Source organism: Halomonas sp. M4R1S46 (assembly GCF_025725685.1).
Lineage (GTDB): Bacteria > Pseudomonadota > Gammaproteobacteria > Pseudomonadales > Halomonadaceae > Halomonas.
Window position 1 is genome coordinate 2,102,804 of the sequence record NZ_CP107008.1, and the last position, 13,872, is coordinate 2,116,675.

12 protein-coding genes are annotated in these 13,872 nt (G+C 68.9%); 5 read left to right on the forward strand and 7 right to left on the reverse strand.

The features are described 5' to 3' along the window. The first annotated feature begins 13 nt into the window (after positions 1-13). Positions 14-994 carry a DUF1853 family protein gene (locus tag OCT48_RS09975; RefSeq protein WP_263592541.1) on the forward strand — a complete coding sequence of 327 codons (981 nt, stop codon included), beginning with the start codon at positions 14-16 and terminating at the stop codon, positions 992-994. Positions 995-1,606: 612 nt separating this feature from the next. Then, positions 1,607-1,858: a hypothetical protein gene (locus OCT48_RS09980; protein WP_263592542.1), complete on the forward strand. Its 252-nt coding sequence runs from the start codon at positions 1,607-1,609 to the stop codon at positions 1,856-1,858. A gap of 186 nt (positions 1,859-2,044) precedes the next feature. On the opposite strand, the gene cysS is transcribed toward OCT48_RS09980, so the two are convergent. Together cysS and OCT48_RS09990 are read right to left on the reverse strand one after the other, a co-directional pair. After that, positions 2,045-3,436 carry a cysteine--tRNA ligase gene (cysS, locus tag OCT48_RS09985; protein ID WP_263592543.1) on the reverse strand — a complete coding sequence of 464 codons (1,392 nt, stop codon included), beginning with the start codon at positions 3,434-3,436 and terminating at the stop codon, positions 2,045-2,047. 1 nt (position 3,437) lies between these two features. Continuing rightward, complete coding sequence (locus OCT48_RS09990; RefSeq protein WP_263592544.1) at positions 3,438-5,117, reverse strand: glutamine--tRNA ligase/YqeY domain fusion protein; 1,680 nt, start codon at positions 5,115-5,117, stop codon at positions 3,438-3,440. Positions 5,118-5,443: 326 nt separating this feature from the next. Between OCT48_RS09990 and OCT48_RS09995 the strand changes: the two genes are divergently transcribed. Together OCT48_RS09995 and OCT48_RS10000 are read left to right on the forward strand one after the other, a co-directional pair. Next, entirely contained in the window at positions 5,444-5,950 is a 507-nt protein-coding gene (locus tag OCT48_RS09995) for a peptidylprolyl isomerase (RefSeq protein ID WP_263592545.1), read from the forward strand. Between the two features lie 217 nt (positions 5,951-6,167). Then, entirely contained in the window at positions 6,168-6,932 is a 765-nt protein-coding gene (locus OCT48_RS10000; RefSeq protein WP_263592546.1) for a UDP-2,3-diacylglucosamine diphosphatase, read from the forward strand. Positions 6,933-7,199: 267 nt separating this feature from the next. Here the strand turns inward: OCT48_RS10000 and OCT48_RS10005 are convergent, their stop codons facing one another. Further along, the gene (locus OCT48_RS10005; protein ID WP_263589034.1) at positions 7,200-8,267 is read right to left on the reverse strand and encodes a methylenetetrahydrofolate reductase; all 1,068 of its coding nucleotides are present in this window, start codon (positions 8,265-8,267) and stop codon (positions 7,200-7,202) included. Continuing rightward, positions 8,254-8,730 carry a methylenetetrahydrofolate reductase C-terminal domain-containing protein gene (locus OCT48_RS10010; protein WP_263589035.1) on the reverse strand — a complete coding sequence of 159 codons (477 nt, stop codon included), beginning with the start codon at positions 8,728-8,730 and terminating at the stop codon, positions 8,254-8,256. Before OCT48_RS10010 ends, OCT48_RS10005 begins: the two co-directional genes overlap by 14 nt. A 417-nt stretch (positions 8,731-9,147) precedes the next feature. On the opposite strand from OCT48_RS10010, the gene folD reads away from it, so the two are divergent. Further along, positions 9,148-10,068: a bifunctional methylenetetrahydrofolate dehydrogenase/methenyltetrahydrofolate cyclohydrolase FolD gene (folD, locus tag OCT48_RS10015; RefSeq protein ID WP_263589036.1), complete on the forward strand. Its 921-nt coding sequence runs from the start codon at positions 9,148-9,150 to the stop codon at positions 10,066-10,068. 70 nt (positions 10,069-10,138) lie between these two features. Here folD and OCT48_RS10020 read toward each other — a convergent pair whose 3' ends face one another. From OCT48_RS10020 to OCT48_RS10030, 3 genes are all read right to left on the reverse strand, one after another. Beyond that, the gene (locus OCT48_RS10020) at positions 10,139-11,152 is read right to left on the reverse strand and encodes a CobW family GTP-binding protein (protein ID WP_263589037.1); all 1,014 of its coding nucleotides are present in this window, start codon (positions 11,150-11,152) and stop codon (positions 10,139-10,141) included. A 279-nt stretch (positions 11,153-11,431) separates the two neighbouring features. Beyond that, on the reverse strand, positions 11,432-13,252 hold the full coding sequence (locus OCT48_RS10025) for a SurA N-terminal domain-containing protein (RefSeq protein ID WP_263589038.1): 1,821 nt from the start codon (positions 13,250-13,252) through the stop codon (positions 11,432-11,434). A 182-nt stretch (positions 13,253-13,434) separates the two neighbouring features. After that, a complete protein-coding gene (locus OCT48_RS10030) occupies positions 13,435-13,707 on the reverse strand; it encodes an HU family DNA-binding protein (RefSeq protein ID WP_126486769.1) in 273 nt (90 codons plus the stop codon). Positions 13,708-13,872 lie beyond the last annotated feature (165 nt).

Sequence of the window (13,872 nt, forward strand, 5' to 3'; positions counted from 1 at the left end):
GGAACCCGAGCGCATGCCGCCTGACGGGCTTCACGACATCATCGACCGCTGGCAACACCCGCTGGTACGCGACCTGGCCTGGCTGCTGCAGGCCCCGGACCTGCTCAGCCTGGAGCGGCACCGTCGCCCCGACCCGGCGCAACTGGGCCTGGGCGGCGACGACGCCCAGGCCGACTACCTGGGTCACCTGGAGGCCCGGCCCGAGCGACTCGAACACTTCATCGGCGACACCCTGAAGGGCCGCATGGGCCATTATCACGAGCGGTTGTGGCAATGCCTGCTCGACACGGCACCCGGCACCCGCCTGTTGGCCCATAACCTGCCGGTGATCCACGAGCGCCGCACCCTGGGAGAGCTCGACCTGGTCTATGCCGAGGCACAGGACCCCATCCCGGTGCACCTGGAGGTGGCCATCAAGTACTACCTGGGCCTCCCCGAGGGGCCCGGCGACGATGCCGACCAGGCCCGCTGGATCGGCCCCGGCGGCCTGGACAGCCTGGCCATCAAGCGCGCCCACCTGGAGCGCCACCAGTTGCCGCTGGCCCACTCCCCGGCGGCCCGCCAGGCGCTGGCCGAGCGGCTGGGCGGGCCGGTCCCGCGCCTCCGGCAGCGCCTGGCGATGCCCGGGGTGCTGTTCTATCCCTTCCATGCCCCGCTACCCGCGCCCCGGGATGCCACCCCCGACCACCATCGCGGGGAATGGCTGTACTGGCGAGACTGGCCGCGGCTCCACGAGGCGCTCCCCGCGGGCACACGCGGGGCCTGGCTGTGCAAGCCGCACTGGCTCGCCCTACCGCGCTCGGAGCGGCTGGCCTCGCTGCCGGTGCTGGAGCACTGCCTGCGGCTGCACTTCGCCGGCGTCGGAGCGCCGGTGCAGCTCGGCCTGCGCCTGCCCGGGAAGGGCGCGCCGGCGGAGTGGTGCCGGATCTTCGTGGTCGACGACGGCTGGCCCCACCAGATGCCCCTGCCCCCGGCGGCCCAAAGCGCCCCTTGACCCGACGTGAATGACAACGCCCGGCACGCCTACCCGCCATATCTTCAAACGGCCGAGCCCGAATGTTGCATCAGGTGCCGTGATGATCAGGCACAGTTAAGTTACGTTACAAAAAGTTAAATAACGTTAACAACAGTTAAAAAAGATTAAAGCACAGCGTTTACAAACAGCGTTCTTGTACTACTCTGGAAGCATGGGCCGAGGCTTGGGCCGTCCGATACTGCTGGATGAGCGCCTGCCCTCGCTCTGATGACCGGCGACCGAGAGTCGCTCCCATGGCCGCCAAGCCGTTCGGAGAGAAGCAATATGAACCAGGTATTGCTGTTGACTCATAACCCCCGTGAGAAACGCCCCCTCGCCAAGGCGCGCCCGATACGCCGGACCGCTCGCACCGGGCAGCTCCCCCGGACGCGCCCCCGATCTCGTGACAGGGTGGACGTCGGCAGTCTCCCCCATCCCCCCCACGAGGATCTGGGGCCGGTGGATCCGGCCAACGCCAAGCGCAGACTCGCTTTCCACTCGCGCTGGCACGGGCTGGCAGAACCCACCTGCAGATCTGGAAAGCACTCTGAGCTCTCGCCCTGCACGGGTAGTCAAAGGAGGGACGTCCTCATGAACATCGGAACGCCGCTCACCCCTCGCTGGCAGCATGTCCATGCCGACTGGTGGCAGGACAATCGGGGCAACGACATCCATCGCGTCGAAATCGATGACGATGCACTCTACCACTGCCACCTCGCCGGATCGCCGCTGCCGTGGAATGCGGTGGCCAGGAGCCTGGACGAGGCCATGGCCGTCGTCGACGAGGGGCCGGCTCCCTCCTCGCCGGAAGCCTGTCGAGCCCGTGGTGAGGCACGTCACTGAACAGGGAAACCGCTGCAACGCTATCCGGGAACCCGGCCAGCGCCTGACCGTTGGCGTCGGCCCCGGACAGATACCCAACGCCCGGCACGAGGCCGGGCGTTGCGTATCCGGGGCGGGACGCTCACGAGCAGCGGATCGAGCGCTCGATGGTGGCCGCCCTCCCCTCGCGCCTTCGCGACCTGGGGGTCAGTCGCCCGGCGCCTCGAGCACCCAGGAGGTGCCCTCGCGGCTGTCCTTGAGCACGATGCCGAGCGCGGCCAGCTCGTCGCGGATGCCGTCGGCGGTGGCGAAGTCGCGAGCCTTCTTGGCCTCGGCCCGGGCGGCGATCCGCGCCTCGATCTCGGCCTCGGGCAGCGGCAGCTCGGCCATCCCGCCCTGGAGGAAGGCCGCCGGCGCCTGCTGCAACAGGCCCAGCACCTCGCCCAGGCGCCTGAGCTCGGCGGCCAGCGCCGGTGCCTGGTCCGGTGCCTCCTTCTTCGCCCGGTTGAGCTCCCGGGCCAGGTCGAAGAGCACCGACATCGCCTCGGCGGTGTTGAAGTCATCGTCCATGGCGGCGGTGAAGCGCCGATCGAAGGAGGCATCCACCTCGCCCTCCTGCGCCTCCACGTCCGCCAGGGCATTGTAGAAACGCTCCAGGGACTTGCGGGCGTCGGCCAGCGACTCGGGGGCGTAGTTGATCGGGCTGCGGTAGTGGCTCGCGACCAGCAGGTAGCGCACCACCTCCGGATCATGGTGCGCCAGCACCTCGCGGATGGTGAAGAAGTTGCCCAGCGACTTGGACATCTTCTCCTGGTCCACCCGCACGGCGCCGGCGTGCATCCAGGTGTTGACGTAGGGCTTGCCGGTCGCGGCCTCGCTCTGGGCGATCTCGTTCTCGTGGTGGGGAAAGGTCAGGTCCGGCCCGCCACCGTGGATGTCGAAGGTCTCGCCCAGGCAGCAGGTGGACATCGCCGAGCACTCGATATGCCAGCCGGGGCGTCCCGCCCCCCAGGGCGAGAGCCAGTTGGCCTCGCCGGGCTTGGCCGCCTTCCACAGCACGAAGTCCAGCGGGTCCTCCTTGTGCTCGTCGACGTCGACCCGGGCGCCGGCGCGCATCTCGTCCGGATCGCGGTTGTTGAGCTTGCCGTAGCCCTCGAACCGGCGCACCCGGTAGTAGACGTCGCCGTTGTCCGCGGCGTAGGCGTAGCCCTTGTCGATCAGCGCCTGGATCATGCCGACGATCTCGTCGAGATGCCGGGTGGCGCGAGGCTCGCTGTCCGGTCGCAGCACCCCGAGCCGGCCCTCGTCCTCGTGCATGGCATCGATCATGCGGTCGGTGAGCGCCTCGATGGTCTCGCCGTTCTCGTCGGCCCGCTTGAGGATCTTGTCGTCGATGTCGGTGATGTTGCGCACATAGGTGACGTCATAGCCACGCGCGCGCAGGTAGCGGGTGATGACGTCGAAGGCCACCATCACCCGGGCATGGCCCAGGTGGCAGTAGTCGTAGACGGTCATGCCGCAGACGTACATGCGCACCTTGCCCGGGTCGATGGGCGTGAAGGTTTCCTTGCGCCGGGTGAGCGTGTTGTAGATCTGCATGTCAGCCCTTCTTCTTGATCTTCGCCCAGGTGTCCTTGAGCCCCACGGTGCGGTTGAACACCAGCCTGTCGGGTGAGGAGGCATGGCGGTCGGTACAGAAATAGCCCACCCGCTCGAACTGGAAGCGACTCTCCGGCGCGGTGCCGGCCAGGCTCGGCTCGGCGACCCCCTGCACGGTGACCAGCGACTCGGGATTGAGGTGCTCGAGGAAGTCGGCATCCTTGTCCTTGTCCGGCTGCTCGACCTGGAAGAGGTTGTCGTAGAGCCGCACCTCCACGGGCACGCCATGGGGGGCACTGACCCAGTGGATCACGCCCTTGACCTTGCGGCCCTCGGGGTTCTTGCCCAGGGTGTCGAAGTCCACCGAGCAGCGCAGCTCCTCGATCTCGCCGTCCGCGCCCTTGACCACCTCGTCGCAACGGATCACGTAGGAATTGCGCAGGCGCACCTCCTTGCCCGGCGCCAGGCGGAAGAACTTCTTCGGCGGCTCTTCCATGAAGTCGTCGTGATCGATGTAGATCTCGCGGGTGAACGGCACCCGGCGTACGGCCATGTCCTCGCGGGCCGGATGCCCGGCCACCTCGTAGACCTCCTCATGGTCCTCGGCCACGTTGGTCAGCACCACCTTGAGGGGCTTGAGCACGCACATGGCGCGCGGCGCATTGTCCTCGAGGTCGGAGCGCAGGGCATGGGTCAGCATGGCGATGTCCACCAGGCCGCCGTCGGCCCGGGTGACGCCGATCATCTCGCAGAACTTGCGGATCGAGGCCGGGGTGTAGCCACGGCGACGCATCCCGGAGATGGTCGGCATGCGCGGGTCGTCCCAGCCGTCGACGATGCCCTCGTCCACCAGCAGCTTGAGCTTGCGCTTGGAGGTCAGGGTGTAGTTGAGGTTAAGCCGGGCGAACTCGATCTGGCGCGGGCGGGCCGGCACCGGCAGGTTGTCCAGGAACCACTCGTAGAGCGGCCGGTGATCCTCGAACTCCAGGGTGCAGATGGAGTGGGTCACGCCCTCGATGGCATCCGACTGGCCATGGGTGAAATCGTAGGACGGATAGATCTTCCACTGGTCCCCGGTCTGGTGGTGATGGGCGTGGCGGATGCGGTAGAGGATGGGATCGCGCAGGTTGATGTTGGGGGCGGCCATGTCGATCCTGGCCCGCAGCACCTTCTCGCCCTCGGCGAACTCGCCGACGCGCATGCGCTCCAGCAGGTCGAGGTTCTCCTCCACGCCGCGCTCGCGATACGGGCTCGGCCGGCCCGCCTCGGTCAGGGTGCCGCGATACTCGCGCATCTCCTCGGGCGAGAGGTCGTCGACATAGGCCTTGCCCTCGCGCACCAGGTGCTGGGCCCAGGCGTAGAGCTGGTCGAAGTAGTCGGAGGCGAAGCGCACCGGCCCCGCCCACTCGAAGCCCAGCCAGTTGACATCCTCCTTGATGGCGTCGATATAGGCCTGCTCTTCCTTCGCCGGGTTGGTGTCGTCGAAGCGCAGATGACAGTCGCCACCGAACTGCTCGGCGAGCCCGAAATTCAGACAGATCGACTTGGCGTGGCCGATGTGCAGGAAGCCATTGGGCTCCGGCGGGAAGCGGGTGATGATCTTCCCCTGCCGTCCGGCCTCGACCTCCTCGCGAATCTGGTTGCGAATGAAGTTCGGCGCGCTGGTGGTCTCGCTGGTCATGTTGATAGGGCAACCTCTGGTTGAACGCGGGCCTGTCGCCGCGACGCCGGCGCCGCCTCGGGCCCGGCTTCGCGCATCGACGCAAAAGGGCTATTATAGCGCCACGTGCCCATACGGCGCCAAGGCATCCCGCTTTACGACCAGGGTGATGGCCATAGGACAGGACGAGGGGCGCCGGGGACAGCTCGAAGAGGAGGTCCTTTGCCATGGATGGCAAAAGTAGCGCCCAGGGAAGGGTTCACAGCGCCTCCTCGAAGAGCTGTCGACGGAACAGCCCCGCGCAACGACCGATGGCGACCGCCCTCGCATCCTGACAGGAAACCGTGATGATCATCTTGCAGACCAACTTCGGCGATATCACCATCGCGCTCAACCACGACAAGGCGCCGAAGACGGCGGCCAACTTCGAGCAATACGTGCGCGACGGCTTCTATGACGACACCCTCTTCCACCGGGTGATCGACGGCTTCATGGTGCAGGGCGGCGGCTTCGACGCCGACTTCAACCAGAAGCCGACCCGCGAGCCCATCGAGAACGAGGCCGACAACGGCCTGGCCAACACCACCGGCACCCTGGCCATGGCCCGCACCCAGGACCCGCACTCCGCCAGCGCCCAGTTCTTCATCAACGTCGCCGACAACGACTTCCTCAACCATCGCGGCAAGAACATCCAGGGCTGGGGATACTGCGTGTTCGGCGAGGTGGTCGACGGCATGGACGTGGTCGAGCGCATCAAGGCCGTGCCGACGACCCGCCGCGGCATGCACGCCGACGTGCCCGCCGATGACGTCATCATCCAGCGTGCCTACGTGAAGGACGACGCCGAGGCCTAGCCTAGGCAATGCCCGAAAAGTGCCTGCGCTCGGCTATACGGCGTTAAAAATCGGCTCAAAGTGCTCATTTACTACCTGTAAACTCCGCCTCTTCACCGATTTTTGCCTTGTCTAGCCTTCGCTCGTCGACTTTTCAGACAAAGCCTAGCGCCTCATGCTTCTCACGCACCCGCCCCGGCGGGTGTGTTGGCTTTCCCCCGACGCCGCAAGAGCCGCCATGTCTATCCTGCTGATTTCCGACCTGCACCTCCACCCCGGCGCCCCCGCCATCACCGAGGGGTTCCTGGCCTGGCTCGACCGCCGCGCCAGGGGCGCCGAGGCCCTGTACATCCTCGGCGACTTCTTCGAGGCCTGGATCGGCGACGACCTGCTGGACCTCGGCGAGGCCGACCCGACCGGCACTGCCGTCCTGGCACGGCGCATCGCCGACGCCCTGAAGGCCCGCGCCGACGACGGCACCGCCATCTATCTGATGCACGGCAATCGCGACTTCCTGCTCGGGGAGCGCTTCGCCGGGGAGGCCGGGGCACGCCTGCTGCCCGACCCCAGCGTCGTGACCCTCGGCGACGAGCGGGTGCTGCTGATGCACGGCGACAGCCTGTGCACCCGGGACGAGGCCTACATGGCCTTCCGGGCCCGCGCCCGGGACCCGCAATGGCAGGCGCAGATTCTCGCCATGCCGATCCCCGAGCGACTGGCGCTGGCACGGCAGTTGCGCGACCAGTCCGGCGAGGCCAACTCCAACAAGGCCGAGGACATCATGGACGTCACCCCGGACGAGGTGCTGGCCGCCCTGCGCCAGCACGGCGTGACCACCCTGGTCCATGGCCATACCCATCGCCCCGCCGTTCACCCGCTGGAACTCGACGGTACCCCGGCACGCCGCTTCGTGCTGGGCGACTGGCAGCCGGGCCAGGGCTGGGAGATCGAGATCGCCCCGGGCCAGGCGCCGGTACTGCGCGACTTCCCGCTGGAAGGCTGAGAAATAGGGGGATAAGCGTCAGCGCATCCACCGCTTCCGGCCCGCTGCCGCCGGATCGATGCGCCTTGAGCAGCTCGGGCGCCTGGCGGCGCCATCGCGCTCTAACGCCGAAGCGTCGGACCGGCACTCCCACAGGAGATAGCGGGTGTTGAGCTTTTCGTGGGAGCGCAGCGAGCTGCGCGATCCGCCGCGAAGCGGCGGTGGGAGATGCCTCAGGCGCCTGGCGGCGCCATCGCCGATGCGTCGGACCGGTTCTCCGCCGGATGGCTAGCCTGTACCGGAGGCGACCACGTCGTCCACGTCCGCCTCCGGCGCCTCGGGGTTGAGCTCGGCGGGGTTGTCCCGCCCCGGGTACCAGGGCACGCGCCCCTCGAGCACCCCGGTCTCGTCGATGATTCGTGCCACCGTGTGCTCCTGGCGGTAGGCCATGATATGGGCGCCGCTCACCCCCTCGATCTCGCGCACCTCGGCGAGGATATCGCAGCACAGCCGCTCGCCCTCCGCCCGCTGGTCGCGGGCGCCCTCGAGGCGCCGGATCACGGCATCGGGGATATGCACCCCGGGGACGTGCTCACGGATCCAGCGCGCGCTGCGTGCGGAGGCCAGCGGCCCCATGCCCACCAGCACGAAGGCGCGGTCGGGCCCCTCGAGCACGCCCAGGTCCGCGACCTCGGCCATGAAATCGCGCAGTCGCGGCGGATCGAAGCAGTACTGGGTCTGGATGAAGCGGGCGCCGGCGGCCACCTTCTTGGCCAGGCGGCGCGCCCGCCAGGTCTGCGGGGGCACGAAGGGGTTCTCCGCCGCGCCGAGGAAGATCCGTGGCGGGTCGGTGATCGCCCGCCCGCTCTCGAAGCGCCCCTCGTCGCGCATGCGTCGGGCGACCTCCAGCAGCGACATGGAATCCAGGTCGAAGACCGGCTGGGCCTGGGGATGGTCCCCGGCCTGGACGCCGTCCCCGGTCAGGCACAGCAGGTTGCAGGCGCCCATGGCCGCGGCCCCCAGGATCTCGCCCTGCATGGCGATGCGGTTGCGGTCGCGACAGGACATCTGGAGGATGGTGGCGTAGCCCACCCGGGTCAGCAGCGAGCAGACCCCGACGCTGGACATGTGACAGTTGGCCCCGGAGCCATCGGTGGCGTTGACGGCATCCACATAGCCGTCGAAGATCGCCACCCGTCGCAACACCTCCGCCGGGTCGGCGGAGTCCGGCGGGTCGATCTCGGTGGTCAGCGCGAAGCGCCCGGCGCGCAGCACGCGCTCCAGGCGTCCGGGCGAGACATGGCCCGGCAGGATCGGCAGCGAATAGCCGGGAACCGGCTCGTCATCGAACTTCATGGATCCCCGACACCTCCCTGGCGTGTTCGCCGCGCATCACCTTGAGCCAGGCGGAGCGCCCCTGCTCGGCGGCATCCACCGGCAGCTGCACCACCTGGATACGATCGCCGTGGCGCATGCGGCGGCTGCCCTCCCAGGCCTCGACCCAGACGCAGCGCATCTCGGGCTTCACCTCGCAGCCCCCGTCGGGGCGCACCCCGCCGCAGGGGCCGTTGCGCAGCCGCTTGGGGCAGTTCATGGGGCAGGCCATGCCGGTGGCACTGAGCACGCAGTGCCCGCACATCTGACAGTCGAACAGGAAGCCCTTGACGGCCCGCTCGAACGCCGCGACCGGGCGCTCCAGCCGTTCGTGGCCCAGCCGGGCCACCAGCGGCGCGAGGGCCTTGAGGACGGGCTCGAAGCCATCGTAGAGGATCTCGAAGGCCCGGGCATGACGGACCACCCAGCGACGCACGCGATACATGGACTGTCCTCGCCGTTGCGCTATGCTTATGCCCCGTCGGGGCTATCTCCTAGGCTAGGAAGCCTGGGGTTTCGCCACTTCCACCAGGGCGACAATGACATAGTGCAGGACGACCGTCGCCGTGGCGATGCGCGGCGTCGCCGGGGGAACAGCGCAGCGACGCGCCTGCCCTAGACTTCCGAGGCAGGTTGAGCCGCCCCCGCTGGGGATGGGGAATAGCAGCGAAACTCAGCGAGGAGCGCCGGGGACAGGTCGAAGAGGGGGTCCTACGCCAGGGATGGCGTCGGTAGCGCCCAGGGAAGGGTTCACAGCGCCCCCTCGGAGACCTGTCGCCGGGATAGTCCCGAGCGGCACGGTTAACTGCAATAGCCCTGGCCGCCGCCGGCTCGAGAAGCACACCAGACAGGCGGGAGCGCAATGGCGATATGGATCGATGGCAAGGCCCAGGCCAGGGCGCTGCGCGAGACGGTGGCCGACGAGGTGCGGCGACTCGGCGCTCACCAGGGCCCCGTCCCCGGCCTGGCGGCGGTCCTGGTGGGCGACGACCCCGCCAGCCAGGTGTACGTGCGGCGCAAGGGGGAGCATGCCCGGGAGGTCGGCATGCGCTCCTTCGAGCACTGCCTGCCCGCCTCGACGCCGCAGGGCGAGCTTCTCTCGCTGATCGCGACCCTCAATCGCGACCCGTCCGTGCATGGCATCCTGGTCCAGCTGCCGCTGCCGGCGCATATCGATCCCGAGGCGATCATCGACGCCATCGACCCGGCCAAGGACGTGGACGGCTTCCATCCCCTCAACGTGGGCGCCCTGGCCGCGGGCGGCGAGGGCCTGGCGCCCTGCACCCCGCTGGGCTGCATCCGGCTGCTCCAGTCGCACCTCGGCGAGCTCACCGGCAAGCATGCCGTGGTGCTGGGCCGCTCGCGAATCGTCGGCCGCCCCCTGGCGAGCCTGCTGCTGAGGGAGGACTGCACCGTCACCGTTGCCCACTCGAAGACCTCCAACCCCGCCAAGGTCTGCCGCCAGGGCGACATCCTGGTGGCGGCGGTGGGTCAGCCCGGGCTGGTGCAGGGTGACTGGGTCAAGGCCGGCGCCACGGTGATCGACGTCGGCATCACGCGCCTGGGCGATGGCGACAGCCGACGCCTGGTGGGCGACGTGGATGCCGCCTGCGTCTCCCGGGTCGCCGGCGCGCTCACCCCGGTCCCGGGCGGCGTCGGCCCCATGACCATCGCCTGCCTGCTGCACAACACCCTGATCGCCGCCTGTCGCCAGCACGGCCTACCCGATCCGCATGACCGGGCGCCATCCGAACGGCTGCATCTGACGCATCCTCACGAATGACGCCGGCCCGGGCCATCTGGAAGGCCAGGCTCGTGTCGGAATCGTGGTGGATGCGCTGACGCTTATCCCCCTATCGGAGGCAGGCAGCCAGCTCGGCCTCCAGGGCCTCGGCCTCCGGCAGGGTCCCGGGCGCGCCGATGAGCTCGAGACGGGAGTCACGTCGCCAGTCGCTGCGCACGGCGGGCTCGTCGCCCTCGACCCGGTTGTAGCTCCACCAGCCATCGGCGGCATGGAAGACGCCCTTGACCCGCACCCCGGCGGGCAGCGCCGCCAGGCACGCCTCCAGCGCCTGACGCGAGAAGACCTCCTCGGCATGCCAGCGCCAGCCCAGGCTGACGTGGCCGAGCGCCCTTCCCGTCTCCCTGACCGGCACGCCCGGCGTCGGTGTGCGCTCGCTGTCTCCTGCGCCCACCGGTGCCTCGAGCAGGGCCCGGTGCGCCGCCGGGCGGTAGGCCATGCCCGCGGCGTGGCGGCCGGCCGACGCCGGCCGATGGGCGTCCGGCAGCCGGCCGTGAGGCGCCTCCTCGACCCACGCCACGGCCCCGTCCAGCTCGGCGATCCAGCGCCGGGCGGCGGCGACCTGGGCCGCGCTGGCAAGATCGGTCATGGTCAGGGCGACGCCGTCGGCGAGCGCCAGCTGGTCGCGGAAGGTCTCGTGGTGCCTGGCCCGGGGATCGTCGAGACGCCGGGGATCGAGCACCGCGATGACCTCCTGGAGCCTGAGCACCTCGGCGAAGGCCTCGCCGCGCAGCATCTCCAGCAGCCCACCGGGATGGCCGAGCCCCGAGGGTTCGATGATCAGGCGGTCCGGACGCTCGCGGCGCAACAGCTCGACCAGCGTCGCCTTCAGGACCACGGCCAACTGGCAGCACAGGCAGCCGCCCGGCAGCGCCTTGACCACCACGTCGTCGCGACCGGCGAGTAGCGCCTGGTCGATGCCCACCCGGCCGAACTCGTTGATCAACACCGCCCAGCGCTCGCCCGCGGGCTTGCCGGCCAGCCAATGGCGAATCAGCGAACTCTTGCCGCCGCCCAGGAAGCCGGTGACGACGTGGACGGGAATGTCGGTAAGCGGAGTGGGCATAGTGTTCGGGGTTCGGGGTTCGGGGTTCGGGGTTCGGGGTTCGGGGTTCGGGGTTCGGGGTTCGGGGTTCGGGGTTCGGGGTTCGGGGTTCGGGGTTCGGGGTTCGGGGTTCGGGGTTCGGAGTTCGGGGGTCGGGGGTCGGGGGTCGGGGGTCGGGGGTCGGGGGTCGGGGTCAAGGAGCAGGATAAGGGCCTGGAGGCAAGGAACCAAGATTCCTCACCCCCCACTCCATACTCTTCACCCCATACTCCTCACCCCTCACCCTTTACCCCTCGGCCCTCAGGGCCGGCTGATCTCGGCCTGGTCGCGCAGGTGGTCGAGCAGGCCGGTGATGGCCGCCTGGGAGCGCAGCTGCTCGGCCATGCGCGCCACGAAGGACTCGATCTGCGCGTTGGGCTCGCCCTCGGTCACCTGCTCCAGGGCGATCAGCACCACGCGCTGGCCATCCACGGCGTGGCCATAGACGGTTTCGCCGTCGCCCGGATGCGGCAGGCGGAAGACGCTCTCGATCACCGGCTCCGCCAGGTCGCTGCCGGCCTGGCGGCTCAGCGCGTCCTCACGTTGCCAGTCGAGGTCCAGCGACTCGCCGTCGCGCAAGGCGGCGAGCATCTCCTCGGCCCTGGCCTCGAGGGCCTGGCGGGCCTTGCGTGCCTCGACGGCCTCGGCGACCTGCGCGCGCACCTCCTCCAGCGGCAGGGTGGTGGCCTCTCGATGCTCGAGGACGCGCAGCACCATGCGCCGCTCCTCGTCGAGCTCGATCACCTCGCTGTTGAAGCCCTCCTCCAGCACGTCCGGCGAGAACGCCTGACGCATGACGCCGGGCTCGGCCAGCACGCCCTGGGCCCCGTCGCGGCTGATCCAGTCGCTCTCGTGCAGCTCGAGGTCGAGGCTCTCGGCCACGCTCGCCAGGTCCTCGGCGGCGAAGCTCTGGTCGATCAGGCGCTGGGCCCGCTCGTTGAAGGCATCGCCGACGCGCTCCATGGCGACCTGGCGGGCCAAGCGATCCCGAGCCTGCTCGAAGGACGGGCGATCCAGCTCGGTGACCTTGACCAGGTGCAGGCCGTTGTCGGTCTCGACGATATCCGATACCTGCCCCTCGGACAGGGCGAAGGCCGCCTCCTCGAAGGCCTCGCCGAAGAAGCCGCGGCTGATCACGCCCAGGTCGCCGCCGGCATCGCTGGTGGAGGCGTCGTCGGAGAATTCGGCGGCCAGGTCGGCGAAGGCCTCGCCGTCGGCCAGCCGTGACTGGACCTCCTCCAGGCGCGCGACGGCCTCGTCGCGGGTCCGCTGGTCGCCGAAGGTCACCATGATATGCGCGACGCGGCGATCGGCGTCGGCGGCGTCGGCCTGCCAGGCCTCGCGCAGGGCCGCCTCGTCGACCTCCAGGTCCTCGGCCATGGCCTGGCGGTCCAGCACCACATAGGCCAGGCGCACCTGCTCGGGACGCTGGTAGTCGTCGGCATGCGCTTCGTAGTAGTCGCGCAGCTCGCCCTCGCTGACCGCCGGGGCCGACTCGAGGTCGGACGGCACCAGGGCATGGTGGCGGAAGGTGCGGGTCTGGCGCTGCAACGCCGCCAGGCGCGCCTGCTCGCTGTCCAGGCTGAACTCGCTCATGGCCAGGCCCTGCTGCAGCTGGCGACGCTTCATGTCGACCCTCAACTGCTGGCGAAACGACAGCGGCGTGAAGCCGGCGCTGGCCAGCCGGTTGCGGAACAGCTCGCGGTCGAAGCGCCCCTCCGCGTCCTGGAACTCCGGCAGGCCGACGATGAGCTGATCGAGCTGTGTCTCGGACAGGTGCAGCCCCCCCGCTTCGGCGTACTGGGTGAGCAGCCGGTCGGTGACCAGGGTATCGAGCATCTGGGCGCGCAGCTGGCGCTCCTGCTCCGGCGGCACCTGGCCGCTGCGGATGGCCCGCTGGACCTCGAGCTCCAGCTGCTGGCGGGTGATCGGCTCGCCGTTTACCTCGGCGATCGTCTCGCCATCGCTGCCCAGCAGGCCGACCAGCGACTCCACGCCGAACAGCGCCATGGTCACGACCACGGCGCCGATGATGATCTTGGCACCCCAACTGGTGGAGCGGTCACGAATACTTTGCAGCATGCAGGCCTCTGCGGATCAAGTGTGTCGGGTCGCGCCACATTATACGCATCCGGGTCGGGGCCGCGACCGTGGAAGGAACGACCCGGAGGCGCAGGGCGCGGCCAAAAACGAAAACAGGCGCACCGCGGAAGCGATGCGCCTGTACTGGATCAGTCGTCAATGACTGGGCAAGCGGCGCTGCCTCAGTTGACGGAATCCTTGAGCGCCTTGCCGGCCTTGAAGCTCGGCACCTTGGCGGCGCTGATCTCGATCGGCTCACCGGTCTGCGGGTTGCGACCGGTGCGGGCCGCACGCTCCTTGACGGTGAAAGTGCCGAAACCCACCAGGGAAACGCTGTCGCCCTTCTTCAGGCTGTCGGCCACGGTCTCGACCATGGCATCCAGCGCGCGAGAAGCGGCCGCCTTGGGAATGTCGGCAGACGCGGCAATGGCTTCGATCAGCTCGGATTTGTTCACACTTCACCCCTTGACTGTTTCGTAAATTGGCTCTAATCGGCGAGACTTACGGCTGACTGACGCGATCACAGCATGGCGGTAATTTATAGCAATGCGATGAAAGGCCTGTCAAGCAACCATCCCTGACAATCCCCATCATGGCGGGGTTTCTGCCCCGACATGATG

Coding starts and splice junctions, on each gene's coding strand:
- OCT48_RS09975 (WP_263592541.1), top strand. CDS start 14: ATGCCGCCTGACGGGCTTCACGACATCATCGACCGCTGGCAACACCCG.
- OCT48_RS09980 (WP_263592542.1), top strand. CDS start 1,607: ATGAACATCGGAACGCCGCTCACCCCTCGCTGGCAGCATGTCCATGCC.
- cysS (WP_263592543.1), bottom strand. CDS start 3,436: ATGCAGATCTACAACACGCTCACCCGGCGCAAGGAAACCTTCACGCCC.
- OCT48_RS09990 (WP_263592544.1), bottom strand. CDS start 5,117: ATGACCAGCGAGACCACCAGCGCGCCGAACTTCATTCGCAACCAGATT.
- OCT48_RS09995 (WP_263592545.1), top strand. CDS start 5,444: ATGATCATCTTGCAGACCAACTTCGGCGATATCACCATCGCGCTCAAC.
- OCT48_RS10000 (WP_263592546.1), top strand. CDS start 6,168: ATGTCTATCCTGCTGATTTCCGACCTGCACCTCCACCCCGGCGCCCCC.
- OCT48_RS10005 (WP_263589034.1), bottom strand. CDS start 8,267: ATGAAGTTCGATGACGAGCCGGTTCCCGGCTATTCGCTGCCGATCCTG.
- OCT48_RS10010 (WP_263589035.1), bottom strand. CDS start 8,730: ATGTATCGCGTGCGTCGCTGGGTGGTCCGTCATGCCCGGGCCTTCGAG.
- folD (WP_263589036.1), top strand. CDS start 9,148: ATGGCGATATGGATCGATGGCAAGGCCCAGGCCAGGGCGCTGCGCGAG.
- OCT48_RS10020 (WP_263589037.1), bottom strand. CDS start 11,152: ATGCCCACTCCGCTTACCGACATTCCCGTCCACGTCGTCACCGGCTTC.
- OCT48_RS10025 (WP_263589038.1), bottom strand. CDS start 13,252: ATGCTGCAAAGTATTCGTGACCGCTCCACCAGTTGGGGTGCCAAGATC.